The organism is Fontivita pretiosa (assembly GCF_050410795.1).
GTDB lineage: Bacteria > Planctomycetota > Phycisphaerae > Tepidisphaerales > Tepidisphaeraceae > Fontivita > Fontivita pretiosa.
Genome location: NZ_CP191258.1, coordinates 1,361,765 through 1,374,177, shown reverse-complemented (window position 1 = coordinate 1,374,177; position 12,413 = coordinate 1,361,765). Strand labels below are relative to the sequence as shown.

Annotated in this window: 13 protein-coding genes; 11 read left to right on the top strand and 2 right to left on the bottom strand. The window is 65.8% G+C overall.

Annotated features, from left to right (window positions below; all coding sequences use genetic code 11):
* Positions 1-69: 69 nt before the first annotated feature.
* The 5 genes from ACQS5P_RS05585 to ACQS5P_RS05565 all read left to right on the top strand — a co-directional run bounded on the left by ACQS5P_RS05585 (position 70) and on the right by ACQS5P_RS05565 (position 5,018).
* Complete coding sequence (locus ACQS5P_RS05585; protein ID WP_428939915.1) at positions 70-585, top strand: sigma factor; 516 nt, start codon at positions 70-72, stop codon at positions 583-585.
* A complete protein-coding gene (locus tag ACQS5P_RS05580; protein ID WP_428939914.1) occupies positions 582-986 on the top strand; it encodes a hypothetical protein in 405 nt (134 codons plus the stop codon). Before ACQS5P_RS05585 ends, ACQS5P_RS05580 begins: the two co-directional genes overlap by 4 nt.
* A complete protein-coding gene (locus ACQS5P_RS05575; RefSeq protein ID WP_428939913.1) occupies positions 983-1,759 on the top strand; it encodes an ImmA/IrrE family metallo-endopeptidase in 777 nt (258 codons plus the stop codon). Before ACQS5P_RS05580 ends, ACQS5P_RS05575 begins: the two co-directional genes overlap by 4 nt.
* Positions 1,756-3,000, top strand: a complete 1,245-nt coding sequence (locus tag ACQS5P_RS05570; protein ID WP_428939912.1) for a hypothetical protein — start codon at positions 1,756-1,758, stop codon at positions 2,998-3,000. Before ACQS5P_RS05575 ends, ACQS5P_RS05570 begins: the two co-directional genes overlap by 4 nt.
* Positions 3,001-3,077: 77 nt before the next feature.
* Entirely contained in the window at positions 3,078-5,018 is a 1,941-nt protein-coding gene (locus ACQS5P_RS05565; RefSeq protein WP_428939911.1) for an ATP-binding protein, read from the top strand.
* Between the two features lie 7 nt (positions 5,019-5,025).
* Here the strand turns inward: ACQS5P_RS05565 and ACQS5P_RS05560 are convergent, their stop codons facing one another.
* Positions 5,026-5,736, bottom strand: coding sequence for a VTT domain-containing protein (locus ACQS5P_RS05560; protein WP_428939910.1), 711 nt, complete (start codon positions 5,734-5,736; stop codon positions 5,026-5,028).
* A gap of 759 nt (positions 5,737-6,495) precedes the next feature.
* Here ACQS5P_RS05560 and ACQS5P_RS05555 point away from each other — a divergent pair.
* The 6 genes from ACQS5P_RS05555 to ACQS5P_RS05530 all read left to right on the top strand — a co-directional run bounded on the left by ACQS5P_RS05555 (position 6,496) and on the right by ACQS5P_RS05530 (position 10,751).
* Positions 6,496-6,933 carry an Hsp20/alpha crystallin family protein gene (locus ACQS5P_RS05555; RefSeq protein ID WP_428939909.1) on the top strand — a complete coding sequence of 146 codons (438 nt, stop codon included), beginning with the start codon at positions 6,496-6,498 and terminating at the stop codon, positions 6,931-6,933.
* Positions 6,934-7,028: 95 nt separating this feature from the next.
* Positions 7,029-7,424 carry an Hsp20/alpha crystallin family protein gene (locus tag ACQS5P_RS05550; RefSeq protein WP_428939908.1) on the top strand — a complete coding sequence of 132 codons (396 nt, stop codon included), beginning with the start codon at positions 7,029-7,031 and terminating at the stop codon, positions 7,422-7,424.
* Positions 7,425-7,613: 189 nt separating this feature from the next.
* Entirely contained in the window at positions 7,614-8,180 is a 567-nt protein-coding gene (locus ACQS5P_RS05545; RefSeq protein ID WP_428939907.1) for an Hsp20/alpha crystallin family protein, read from the top strand.
* Positions 8,181-8,358: 178 nt separating this feature from the next.
* Entirely contained in the window at positions 8,359-8,901 is a 543-nt protein-coding gene (locus ACQS5P_RS05540) for a hypothetical protein (RefSeq protein ID WP_428939906.1), read from the top strand.
* Positions 8,902-8,928: 27 nt separating this feature from the next.
* Positions 8,929-9,492 carry a hypothetical protein gene (locus tag ACQS5P_RS05535; RefSeq protein ID WP_428939905.1) on the top strand — a complete coding sequence of 188 codons (564 nt, stop codon included), beginning with the start codon at positions 8,929-8,931 and terminating at the stop codon, positions 9,490-9,492.
* A gap of 59 nt (positions 9,493-9,551) precedes the next feature.
* Positions 9,552-10,751 carry an integrase gene (locus tag ACQS5P_RS05530; protein ID WP_428939904.1) on the top strand — a complete coding sequence of 400 codons (1,200 nt, stop codon included), beginning with the start codon at positions 9,552-9,554 and terminating at the stop codon, positions 10,749-10,751.
* 48 nt (positions 10,752-10,799) lie between these two features.
* Here ACQS5P_RS05530 and ACQS5P_RS05525 read toward each other — a convergent pair whose 3' ends face one another.
* Entirely contained in the window at positions 10,800-12,383 is a 1,584-nt protein-coding gene (locus ACQS5P_RS05525; protein ID WP_428939903.1) for a sodium:solute symporter family transporter, read from the bottom strand.
* Positions 12,384-12,413 lie beyond the last annotated feature (30 nt).

Sequence of the window (12,413 nt, the reverse complement as noted above, 5' to 3'; positions counted from 1 at the left end):
AATACGAACACGCTCGCACACTTGCATCAACGCCTTTGCGACCGGGATCCCGCCGCCCAGGGTCCGTTCATGGCCGCCGCATTGCACGCCCTGGCGGTGGCGCTGGCGGGCAGATACCGGCATATCGACGAGACAATCCGGCACGATGCGGCGATCGACGCAATTCTCAAACTGATCGAGCGACCCGAACGCTTTGACCGCTCGCGAGGCGTGACGCTGGAAGCGTTTCTGTTCAAGGTCGCCGCGAACAGGCTGCTGAATCTGCGTCGCGGCGAGCTGCGGCTGAAAAGGCGCGAGCGTGCCGCGGCCGACCCCAATCATACCGGCCCCAGCTTACGTCATGTCGCCAAAGACCCTCTGGAGGTGTATATCGCAGGGGAGCAGTTGCAGCGGTGCCTGGCCATGCTGGACAACTCGCAAGAGGTGGCGTTCGTGAAGCTGCTGGCCGATGGAGAGCAGGATGTGGGCCGGCTGATCCAGGCGCTGGGTTTGGAGCACCTGCCGGTGGAGCAGTGGCGGCGGGAGCTGAAGCGGGCCAGGGATCGGATCCGCATCAAACTGAAGCGAAAGGGGGCGGGAAGATGAACAAGCGGGGTCCTGGTGAGCGGGCTGTGCGGCGGGCGGTGCAGCGGCTGGAGGGTGATCCGCGTTTTTTGGCGTGGGTTTTCGCCAGCCTGCGGCGACTGGAGACCGCAGCCACCGCCGCCAGCGCCGACGCGATCGCTCGGCGGCTGGGGGTCCGCCTGGAGCGGCTGGACGAGCTGGCCCTGTGCCCGCTTCCGCGCGAGGAACATTTCGCGCAGGACGTGGCGGCGCTGGCTGGGGAGTTCGGCCTCAACGCGTCGGCGTTGGCGGCGATGGTGCGGCAGGTGCAGGTGCTGCGGGGGATCAGCATCGCGCCTGAGCACGGTGCGGCCGGCTCGCTGCTGGCCGCACGCCGCCGCCAACGCCCCTCGCGTCGTCGCCGCCCGGGAGAAAATGGATGAATCGCCGCTCGATCGAGCAAATCGCGGCGGGTTTCTGGCATGACGCGGGCATGCCCTGGCCACCCGCGGCCTTTCCGGCGCCGATCGAAGCCGCCGTCCCCATCGCACTGCCCCTGTGGATCGCCAAGTGGCCAAGTCCGCAGGTTCCCGGCGTGGCCAGCTTCCTCTCGCGGCTGCACCGGTTGGCGGCGGCGGTTCGCGACGAGGAACTGCGCGGCTGTCTGTTCGCCTATCGCGGCGCAGGGATCGTGTTCGTCTGCGGCACCGATGACCCGGCCGAGCAGCGCCTGACCATTGCCCACGAAGTGGCACATTTCATCCTCGATTACCAGCGACCACGGAATGCGGTCGTGCGGGCGATGGGAACTGATGCGCTGGCGGTACTGGATGGGGATCGTCCACCGACCGAGCGCGAGCGTCTGCACGCGCTGCTGGCCCGACTTCGCTTTGGACCGCACCTGCACCTGGTCCCACGACACCGCGCCGAACAGCCCTGCGCCGCACACACGCACGTCGTTCGGGCCGAGGAACACGCCGATGAGCTGGCGCTGGAGCTGGTCGCCCCGCTGGGGGTCATCGCCAGTCGGCTGGCCCGGATTGGGGTTCCGACGGACAATGGCGCGGCCAGCGAATGCCTGGCGGCGGAGTTCGGCGTGCCGGGGTACGCGCTGCGCCCGGCAATCGACCGCCTCCGCCCCGTCCGATTGCGCGGTCTGCTCGATCACGCACGCACAGTGCTGAGGCCAACTGATCAGGTGAGTCAAAACCCATGAACAGTCACAGTCCCATTGAACCGATGGCCGGCGACTCACCTCCCGGCCCATACGACGACGCCGCGGGCGACGGACTGGTGCGGGATGATCAGCTCCAGGCCGGTTTGGGCGAGCCGCTGAGCCAGGCACTGGACATCGGGCGGTGGCATGACGGCACGGCGCTGGCGACGGATGTGCAGCGAGTGGAACAGGAGGTAGCCGACGCACTGAAGCAGCAGGACCGCGTGCGTCAACAGGCACGGGCGAAGCTGTTGGGGGAGATTGACAGCCCGGACCGTCCCGACAAACCCAAGGGCGCCGGGGTGGTGCGGGTCACGCGACAGCAGTTGGAACGGGTGCAGAACGGGCTGCTGTTCGCCGGGGCGGTGGACGCGTGCGTCGGGACCGCCGCCGCCCACGACACCCTGCCGGTGACCGTCGCCCAGGTCGGGGTATGCCTGGTCAGCTATCTGGGCAGTCGCGGCGCCTGGGGACATCGGCTGTTCTATCGCGACCTTCGACTGTCCGGCGGGGGCGATCCGGTTGGCGAGATGATGGAGGTGCTGCACCGCCGAATCGAGCGTACGGCCAACCGGCGGCCGGGGCAGCGTGATCCGCTTTCGGAGCTGGCCCGCCGCGGCATCCGCAGCTACGCCGAGCGCGCCGTGCTTCTGGAGCGTTCCGACGCCCGCTGGGTCATCGGACGCGGTCATCCGGCGCCTTATGAGCTGATCACCGGATCGGGCAGCATGGAGTTCCTCAGGCTCAGTTTGGACATGCTCCGCCGGCTGATCCTGGATCGCCGCCGGTTCGTGTTCATCGCCTCCAGGCCGCAGGAAGACCGGCTGCTGATGAGCATCGGTGACGCGCTGATTCCGCTCGAGTTCGCCATCGTGGATCGCGACGAGCTGCGCACCCGCCCGATCGTTGAGGAGGGCAATCTGCGCGGCGAACACCGCAGCCGGGCACTGGACTTTGTCAATGACGTGATCGACAAACTGGTGGTGGGGGTCTACCGCACTGGCCTGCACAGCCCGCCTCAGATCTTCTACGCTCACCAGGACTACGCCGAGCAGGCGGCTCTGGTCGCCATGGCCGACAGCACACTTCAGCCGTTCCGTTCATATCCGACGTTGCTGGATCTGTCCGGTGCGGTGGTGGACAGCCTGTTCGGTCCTGAGGCGTTCGAAGCGACGGTGCAGAACGCCTACGCCCGCGGCGGCCAGGCGCTGCGCTTCGCCTTCGACGGCTCGGCCAGGTGAGCCGCGGCCGATCCCCAGCACGCGGTGAATGATCAAATCGATGTCGCCGAAACCCAATCGGCGGAGAATGTATTGCGATGAGTGAGCCAACGACGACCAACGGGCGGCAGTTCGATCGGTTCTCGCCCCGGACGCTTTCGCAGACGTCCCTGGAATCGATCGAAGGCGAGATCGATCAGGCCGGTGGAGTGCTGCCCGCGCCGGTGGATGCCGAAGGCGCCGTGGGGTTCACGCACTTTGACGCTGCGGACGCACAGGACGACCACGTGGTGGTCCTGATGACCAGCGAAAACATCGAGCAGTTGCCGATGCAGTCGCTGGTGCGGATTCGCAGCGCGCCCGACCCGCAGCATCACGTCCCGGCGCGCGACTACCTGGGCGTGGTAACCGCCGGGCCGTTTGCCGAACCCGACGGGCTGCGGGCCGATTCGTCGATCGTGGTGGCGACCACGACGCAGGGAAGAGGCCGGATTCTTCTGCCGCGGTACCACGGGCGGGCGTTCGTGCAGATCCTGGGCGAGGAAATCGAGCCGGGCAAGCTGGTGCCGCATCGCTATCGCCCGCGACCCAACAGCCCGGTTTTCCCGCTGTCGCTTGACGAGACAACATCCGTGCTGCGCGTTGGGGGGGACGCGCAGCTCGGAGCACTTGTGGGCAACCAGCAGATCACCGTCGCGGTGAATACCCGTCTCAAGAGCGTTCTGCCCCGGCATATGGGGATCCTGGGCACAACCGGCAGCGGCAAGAGCACCACCGTGGCCAGGCTCGTGCACGAGTTGCAACGCGCCGGCGCCGCCGTGGTCATCTTCGATGTCGAGGGGGAATACACCGAAGTCGACCAGCCCACCGACCACGAAGCGATGCTGGCGGCGCTGCGACGACGCGATCTCCAGCCGCAGGGCGTGCCCAACCTGCACGTGTACCACCTGGTGGGCAGGCAGACCAGCCGCGAGGGCCCGCAGGCCAATGTCTCGTCATTCCGGCTGGACTTTGCCGATCTGTCGCCTCACGCGGTGATGGAAATTCTCGACCTCAGCGAGGCCCAGCAGACGCGCTTCCTCAAGGCCTACGACGTGCTGAAGCTGCTGATGCGAGATCTGCAAATCTTCCCTCGCCCGCACAACGAGGCGGATTACCAGCGGCTGCTGGACCTGGATGAACTGGAAAGCGGATATCCGGAGATGACGCTGGCGATGCTGCGCGACGTAGTGAACGTCTGCCTGGACTACGCCGATCACTCCCAGGATGGCGGGTCGGGGCGGCGACGCTCCGCCGCGGACGACGCGGGCGCGGACTTCCAGCTCAGCCGGCATCTGTACTCCCCGCAGCTCAAGGATCATGTCGATCGTGTCAAGCAGTTCGTGGCGCGTTCGCGCCCGCCGGGAAATCTGCCGAGCTGGATGAGCCTGTTGGGCAAGCTCAATCGATTGGCGCGACTGAACGTGTTCGACAACCCGCGAGCCAGGCCGCTGAGCGCTTCGGCGCTGACGCGCGGCGGGAACGTGTCGGTCATCGATCTGTCGGATACCGATTCCCCGGCGGTCAACAACCTGGTCATCGCCGCCCTGCTGCGACAGATCCAGCTTCAACAGGAGTTGAACTTCAGGCAGGCGGCGGAGGAAGGCCGCCCTCCCACGCCGACGATCGTATTCATCGAGGAGGCGCACGAGTTTTTGTCCGCCGCCAGAATCCGGCAGATGCCCACGCTTTTCGAGCAGGTGGCGCGGATCGCCAAGCGCGGCCGCAAGCGGTGGCTGGGGCTGGTGTTCGTCACGCAGCTTCCGCAGCACCTGCCGGACGACATCCTGGGGCTGGTCAACAACTACGTGATCCACAAGATCGCCGACGCCAATGTGCTGGAGCGGCTTCGCCGCAGCATCGCAAACCTTGACCGCTCGCAGTGGGGCGCGGTGCCGGCGCTGGCGCCGGGGCAGGCCATCGTGTCGCTGACCTCCGCGACGCGGCCGGTGCTGGTGGCCATCGATCCGGCGCCTTGCCGGCTGCGACTGGTCGAGTAGCGGGCAATCAAACTCCCTCTTCCGATTTGCCGATGGTGGTCGCCTCGACCAGCGCGCTGCCCCCCAGCCGGGCGGCCTTGCGGGCACGCACAAACTCCACCACCATCGGCATGATCGAGATCAGCACGATCGCCACGATCACCAGCTCGAAATTGCGCTTCACGAACTCCATTTCGCCAAACAGCACGCCCGAGCCCACGCAGATCAGCACCCACGCCACTGCCCCGATCACGTTGTAAAGCGCAAAGCGAAAGTAGTTCATCTTGCCCACGCCCGCCACGAACGGGGCGAAGGTGCGAACCACCGGCACGAATCGCGCCAGGATGATCGTCTTGCCCCCGTACTTCTCATAAAACTCCTGCGCCCGCAGAAGGTGCTTCTTGTTCAGCAGCTTGCCGCTGTCGCTGGTGAAAACCGCCGGGCCAACTCGGTAGCCGATCCAGTAATTGACGGCATCTCCCAGCACGGCGGCGAGAATCAGCAGCACAACGGTCAGCGGCAGGTTCATCCCGACATTGCGGGCCAGCGCGCCGATCGCGAACAGCAGCGAGTCGCCGGGCAGAAACGGAGTGACCACCAGCCCGGTTTCGGCGAAGATGACCATGAACAGGATCACGTACATCGTCGGGTGTCCGACGTGATCGATCACGGCCTTCCATTTCTCCACCTCGCCCAGGTGCCGCATCAACTCAAACAGCTTGTACAACAGTTCCGTCATGCGCCGGTCTCCGCAGGGCTGGGGATCAGTTTCCGCAAGTGGGCGGACAATACCGCATCGCCCCGGCAAGGTACAGCCGCTGCTGCTGTATGCGCGATCGACGGGCGGCGTTTCATGGCTTGTGCCATAGATATGCCCTGGATCTCCAGCCTGCCGAACAGGAGCCGGGTGCATCCGGATCTCCCGCGGCGACCGATGCGACCAATGGTGTCGAGTCGCAGTTCTCGGGTCGAGCCCGCTTCGCCACGTCTGCCATTTTGGCACGCGAGGGTGAGGGCCAACGGGCTGGGAGTTTCCTATAAGTCTCTTATATACATAAATTTAAGTTCGTTAAGGGGTCATCATGTGTCTGGCATTGATTTTGTAAATCGCGTTCGTGGTGGTGTGCGGAGGGCTCGGGGGCGCGGCGCCAGGAAGCCGCAGACCCCGGCGGCGAAGGCACCGGGCGCCGCCGCCACCGCGTCGTCGGCCTTTTAGCTCGTACGGTGGCGTCGTTCGCGGCAAGCGACGAGCCGGGCAAGCCGAACTCTTCCTTCGACGACGCGACCCGAACCCCCTTGGTTCATCGATGTGGTCTGGACGTGATCAAGGCCAGCCTTGCGCGACAAGGCCAGCCGCAGCGGTCGCGCCACGTCACAGCCCGCATCGGGTTGGCGGCGCCTCAGTGCCAGGTGCATGCCCCCCGCTGCCGTCACGCACACCATCCCGATCGGTCGCAGTTGCTCAGACTGGTCAAGCGACCAGAAAGGAGGAGCTTGTATGTTCAGCCGAATGCTGAGTGAGTTCGAACCGCTGATGCGGTTGCAGGACGAGGTGAACCGGCTGTTCGAGAGCTTCTTCGAGGACATGCCCGCTCTGCGAGGATTCGCGGCCGGGTATCCCGCCGTGAACCTCTGGGAGGACGGCGACAATGCGTACGTTGAAGCGGAGCTGCCGGGGATGAGCATGGAGGATATCGAAGTGCTCGTGACCGGCAACGAGCTGACCATCAACGGGCAGCGCAAGATCGCCGAACATCCCAACGCCACGTATCACCGGCGTGAGCGCGCCACCGGGCGCTTCTCCCGCACGCTGACGCTGCCGTGGGAGATCGACGCCGACCATGTGGAAGCCAGGCTGGTGGACGGCGTGCTGACGGTCAAGCTGCCCAAGAGCGAATCGAGCAAGCCGAAGAAGGTGAAACTGCTCACGGCGTAAGCTGAGGTGGCAGGCTCGAGCGCGTCGCGCCTCGCGCGGCGCGCGTGGGCGACGCGCGTCGGGCCGGCGCACTGCCGCGAAAGGAGGTGTTGTCGATGAGCGAGATCGCGATCCGAAAACGCCAGAACGTGGCCAGCGTCCCCGAACGCATCGAGCAGGCAACCTACTTCACGCCGCTGGTGGACATCATCGAAACCCCCGATGAGTTCATCTTCCAGGCGGATCTGCCAGGTGTGAAAGCCGGGGACGTGGACATCACCTATGAAAACGGCGTGCTGACCATCCAGGGCAAGGTGAATCCGCGTCAGCCTGCTGATCAGATCTATGTCTGGCAGGAATATGACGTCGGTCACTTCTACCGTCAGTTCACCCTGAACACGCCGATCAATGCCGACGCGATCAGGGCAGAACTGAAAAACGGTGTCCTGGAGCTGCACGTGCCCAAGGCCGAGTCGGCCAGGACGCGAAAGATCCAGGTCAAGAGCTCATGATCGCAGCCTCGACCATGGCCCTTGATCGCGATGATCGCGCGATGGCCGACACGAAGCCCACGCACACCAGGCAAGTGTCGGATGCGCCCGGGCACTCTCGCCCGGGCGCCTGGGGGGCGGGTGAAGCTGCCGCGAAGGACATGCGGAGTTTGCAGCTTCCCGTAAGCGCATGAAAGGAGGCTGACACGTATGAATCTGCTGAAGAGGTGGCGAAAGAACGGTAACGGAAACGTGATTGTTCGCCGCGCCGATCAGACCCGTGAAGCGCCGCCGCTGGCAAGGTGGCGCGACCTGCGCGAGCAGATCGACCGCACGTTTGATCGGGTATGGCGCGACTTTGATCGCGTGTGGCGAGACTTCGAGCGCGATCCCTGGTCGGCCCTGGCGCGTCTGCCCGAGCCGATGGGCCTGACCGGCATGACGGTCTGGAACTGGCCGGCAGTCGACGTCGGCGAGGACGACAAGGCCGTGACCATCCGCGTGGATGTGCCCGGACTGGATGAGAAGGACCTGGACATCGAGCTCTCGGGCAACCTGCTCACCATCCGTGGCTCACGGGAGGATGAGTGGAGCGAGAGCCGCTGGGGCGTGCGCCGTCGCGAGCGCGTCAGCGGAAGCTTCGTGCGCACCATCTCCCTGCCGTCCTATGTCGATGCCGACAAGATTCAGGCCCGGTACGACAAGGGCACGCTGACGATCACGGTGCCCAAGCTTCCTGGCCAGGGTCCGCGACGGGTGCCCATCACCAGCGGGTGAGGCTCGAGGCTTGTCGCACGCGATCACGGCCGGAGCTGCCGGCGCACGCCTGCCAATCACGCGGCGCCGATGCACCGGCAGGTCCGGCCGGTATACCGCCCGCTTCCTGCCGCACAGGCAGGTGGCGAGCTTTGCCCAAGTCGGGCGTCTGGATGATGCGCTCAGGAGGTGTTGGAACATGCCTGCGATACCGGTCAGCAGTCGAATGAGCCGGGTGATCAATGATCTGGGGCTGATGGTGCTGGCAGCGCTGCTGCTGGTGTTGCTCACGCCCGCCGACACCGCCAATGGCCCGCGGTCCGACGAGGCGCTGCTCCAGCCGCTGCCGCCATCGCCGGGTCTGGCGGCGCTGATGGCGCTGACGTCCCTGGGGCCAAAGGCCCGTCCCGACTCCATCGCCCTGGCGATCTTGCTGTGGGATGCGCCGTCGCTCAGAGAGGCCAGCCCGTGGACGGCACTGTGGCCATATGGTCCCTACGGCCCGGGCGCTGCTGCGCCCCAGGAGGATCAGCCGGTGGCCTGGCAGGTCAATCGCGAGTTGGCCCTGGTTGGTCAACAGATCAATCCGCGAGACCTGGCGCCGCAGGCGACAAGCTGGCGGATCCGACCCTGGACCTGGCACCGCAGTCTGGCGGCTACCGTCGCCCGACGCGACCTGCCCGTGGCGGCGATCCGCGGCATCCCGGTCACCGGTACGCAGCATCTGTGGGCATGGAAATGAACGGATGATCGCAGGAGGTGCTCAGCAATGACTGCAAGAGCGTACGAAATCCGGCAGGCGTTCAGCTACCTGTGGAGCGTTCCACTGGCGGTGCTGGCGCTGCTGACGCTGGCGGCGATCACGTTCGTGGTGCTGCCGGCCTATCTGGCCGCCCTGATCACGCTGACGGCGGCCATGGGTGTCGGCGCCGCCTCGATTCTGGGACCCACTGTGGTCCTTCAGTTTCTGCTGAGCCTGCTGCTGGTTCTGGCCGGCGCAGTGGCGCTGGTGCTGGCCAGCGTTGCGGTGGCGCCGGCCATCGCCTTCGCTTTGCTGTGTGTCGCCTTCGCCGCTGTCCTGCGATGGACCGTGGCGACCAGCAATCGCATCGCTGCCATCCTCCGCCGCCAGCTTGCGGCGACGACGGCGCAGATCCGCGATGCTGGCCGCAAACTGCTGTCGGACCTGGAGGGGTTGCCCCACGCCGTCCGACGCATGACCCTGCAACTGCAACGCTCGCTGGATCATTACAGGCACCTGCTTGTCCAGGCGATGCGGCGCTGGCTGGCGGTCGTACGTCGCGGCGGACGCAGCGGGGTGGTTGGTCATTGAACATCGGATTGTCTGTCGTGCAAAACGATCCGTGATCCAGGCAGAGAGGGAGGTGAATGGTGGCTATGGCTGATCCCGCGGTTGTCGGTTCTGTCGGAGCGTCGGCTGCCGTCGGCGCAGCAGGCAATGCGCAGATGCCGGTGCACATGATCTTCGAGGACGGCGTCTCGGAGTCCGTTCGCGAGGCGTTCCGCATTCACTGGCAGCGCAAGTGGCCGCGAATCGAGCGGCTGCTGCAACACTTCCCGCCAGACCAGAGACACCTGCGGCTGGTGATCCATAACCACCATCCGATCTGGGATGCGCGCGCGGTGCTGACGCTGTCCAGCGGCACGCTGGTGGCCAACGGAAGGTCGCGCGGCGACGACTACCGCGAGGCGCTGGACATGGCGCTGGATCGCCTGGCCGAAGAGGTTCGCCGGCACAAGGGACTGCTTCGCCACGATTATCTGTATCATCGCAAGAATCGTCGGCAGCGCGACTTCGCCGGCATTGGCGCCGAGATCGAGCAGCAGTATCAGCAACGCGATCGCCAGGCCTTCGGGCAGTTGCTGCTGGGCGTGCTGCGAAACCTTCAGGATCACGCCCACCATGAGCTGGTCATCGCACAGCTCGAAGGGCTGATCCGGCCCAACGAGCTGAGCGTCTCGGACGTGCTGGACGAGGTGGTGGCACGGGCGTACGAGCGGTGGGAGGATCGCCCCGCCGAGCCTCTGGAACAATGGCTGACCCGCCTGCTGCATGAAGTGATCGACTCCTACGCCGCCGGCGCCAGCCGGGTGGCGCATGGCGCCCCGCCGCAGCAGGCTCCGCCGCCGCAGCCAACTGAGCAGCCAGAGCGGATCGAGACAGCCGAAGCGACTGAAGCGCCTCCGCTGCTCAGCCCGCAAAATGAGGTCTCGCTGGAGGAGGTTATCCCCCCGGACGATCCGCGGTTCCAGGTGGACAGCGGATGGATCATCGAGAACGAGCCGTACTGGCCGGAGTTGGAGCCGCTGACCCTGGAGCAGGTCCTGCCCGACCAGGAAGTCGCCGAGCCCTGGCAGGAGCTGTCGGCCGAGGAGCAGCGCCAGCAGATTCTGCTGGAGTTGAGTCGCTTCCCGCGTGAGCAGCGGCGAGCGTTCATGCTGCACGCCCTGGAGGGCTGGGACCCGGACGACATCGCGACGTTTCAGCAGCGCCCGTTGCAGGACGTGCGACGCGACATCGAACTTATCCGACAGCATCTGCGCGAGAAGTTCCAGAAGTCGGCCGACTGAGTGCCCGCACCACAGCGCCACTTCGATTCTCGCCGGACGCTGTCGAGATCACTCGATGCCCGCACGGGAGACCACATCGGGATTGGGCCTGGCCGACGACCGCCGCGGGGCTGCGGGCGATTGTGCAAACATCCACGTCCACAGCAGTCCTCCGATCAGCGTCGCCAGGTTCCCGATCACCACGATCATGAATGAATGAAACGGGCTGCGGATCGCGCGCAGCGCTTCTGGCCAGTAGCTCTTGGTCGAGAAGTACATCCACAGAATGATCGTCACGCCCAGGATCACGCCGGCCGCGGCGCTGCGCCCGTCGGCGCGGGGGCAGACCGCGCCCAGAATCAGAACACCCAGGATGCCGCCGCTGAACAGCCCGGCCAGCTCCCAGACAAGATCCAGCGCCGCGCGGTTCTGCACTCCCGCGGCCCACAGCGCCACGGCGATCATCATCACCCCCCAGAAGCCCGTCCCGGCGTGAAGCAGGAACATCGATTCCTTCTCGGAGGCGTTGGGGCGCAGGTAAGGCTTGTAGATGTCATTGAACGTGAGCGTCGCCATGGCGTTGAGGTTGGGGTCCATGGCGGCGGCGAAGATGCCCGCGATCACCAGCCCGCCCAGCCCCACAGGCAGCAGGTGGGAGATGAAGTACGGGAACACGCCGTCGGCGTCCTTCACCACGTTGCCGGGGAAAAGTTCGGGCCGCGCCACGTGCAGGGCGTACAGCCCCGTGCCAATGAAAAAGAAGAACGCGGCGGTGGGGACGTAGAAGCCGGCGGTGATCAGCACGCTCTTGCGTGCCTCGCGGTCGCTGGCGGCGCTGATGTACCTCTGCACGTAGCTCTGATCGACACTGAAGTTGCTCAGGTTGGTGACGATGCCATTGAGCAGCACGACCCAGAACGTCGCCTGCCCGAACATCACCGCCACTCCGCCGAGCTGCGTGCTGCCCAGGGCGAACTTGCCGTGCTCGATACCCGTGGTGACGATCCGTCCGATCCCTCCGGGAACCAGGTACAGGATCGCGGCCAGACAGATCACCGGCCCGACCAGCAGCAGCATGCTCTGAATCACCCCCAGCCACACGACCGCCTGCATCCCGCCCAGCAGCACGTTGAGCGTCATGATCGAGCCGATGACGATGATGACGGCCGGCTGAAGCCAGGCGGCGTCTTCCGCGCCGAACAGCGCCGCAAGCAGCGGCGCCGCGCCCTTGGCGAGCAGAAACAGGATCATCCCCATTCGCCCCATCTGCGCCAGCAGGAAGCAGACCACCGCATACGTGCGTGCCCAGCGGCCGAAACGGTGCTCGAAATGCTCGAAGGCCGAGACGCTGCCCCGGCGGCGATAGAAGGGCACGAACCAGAGCACCGCGGCGATGGCGGCGATCGGCGTGCACAGCGTGAAGACAAACGCGTTCCAGTCCCCGCCGAACGCCTTGCCCGGATTGGCCAGAAAGCTCACCGAGCTGATGTACGAGCCGAACATGGACAGGCCGATGGCCCACCCCGGCATCGCGCGATTGCCTGCCATGAACGAGGCGGTGTTGCCACTTCGCCGCGCCAGCCACGCTCCGGCGCCGACCACCAGCACCAGGTAACCAACCAGAATCCCCACGTCGATGATCGGCACACGCATCACAGTCCGTTTGCCTCCGGTTCTCCGATC

Bases quoted from the DNA above. Each gene is read 5' to 3' on its own strand.
- ACQS5P_RS05585 (WP_428939915.1), top strand. From the start codon at position 70: ATGGCCGCCGCATTGCACGCCCTGGCGGTGGCGCTGGCGGGCAGATAC.
- ACQS5P_RS05580 (WP_428939914.1), top strand. From the start codon at position 582: ATGAACAAGCGGGGTCCTGGTGAGCGGGCTGTGCGGCGGGCGGTGCAG.
- ACQS5P_RS05575 (WP_428939913.1), top strand. From the start codon at position 983: ATGAATCGCCGCTCGATCGAGCAAATCGCGGCGGGTTTCTGGCATGAC.
- ACQS5P_RS05570 (WP_428939912.1), top strand. From the start codon at position 1,756: ATGAACAGTCACAGTCCCATTGAACCGATGGCCGGCGACTCACCTCCC.
- ACQS5P_RS05565 (WP_428939911.1), top strand. From the start codon at position 3,078: ATGAGTGAGCCAACGACGACCAACGGGCGGCAGTTCGATCGGTTCTCG.
- ACQS5P_RS05560 (WP_428939910.1), bottom strand. From the start codon at position 5,736: ATGACGGAACTGTTGTACAAGCTGTTTGAGTTGATGCGGCACCTGGGC.
- ACQS5P_RS05555 (WP_428939909.1), top strand. From the start codon at position 6,496: ATGTTCAGCCGAATGCTGAGTGAGTTCGAACCGCTGATGCGGTTGCAG.
- ACQS5P_RS05550 (WP_428939908.1), top strand. From the start codon at position 7,029: ATGAGCGAGATCGCGATCCGAAAACGCCAGAACGTGGCCAGCGTCCCC.
- ACQS5P_RS05545 (WP_428939907.1), top strand. From the start codon at position 7,614: ATGAATCTGCTGAAGAGGTGGCGAAAGAACGGTAACGGAAACGTGATT.
- ACQS5P_RS05540 (WP_428939906.1), top strand. From the start codon at position 8,359: ATGCCTGCGATACCGGTCAGCAGTCGAATGAGCCGGGTGATCAATGAT.
- ACQS5P_RS05535 (WP_428939905.1), top strand. From the start codon at position 8,929: ATGACTGCAAGAGCGTACGAAATCCGGCAGGCGTTCAGCTACCTGTGG.
- ACQS5P_RS05525 (WP_428939903.1), bottom strand. From the start codon at position 12,383: ATGCGTGTGCCGATCATCGACGTGGGGATTCTGGTTGGTTACCTGGTG.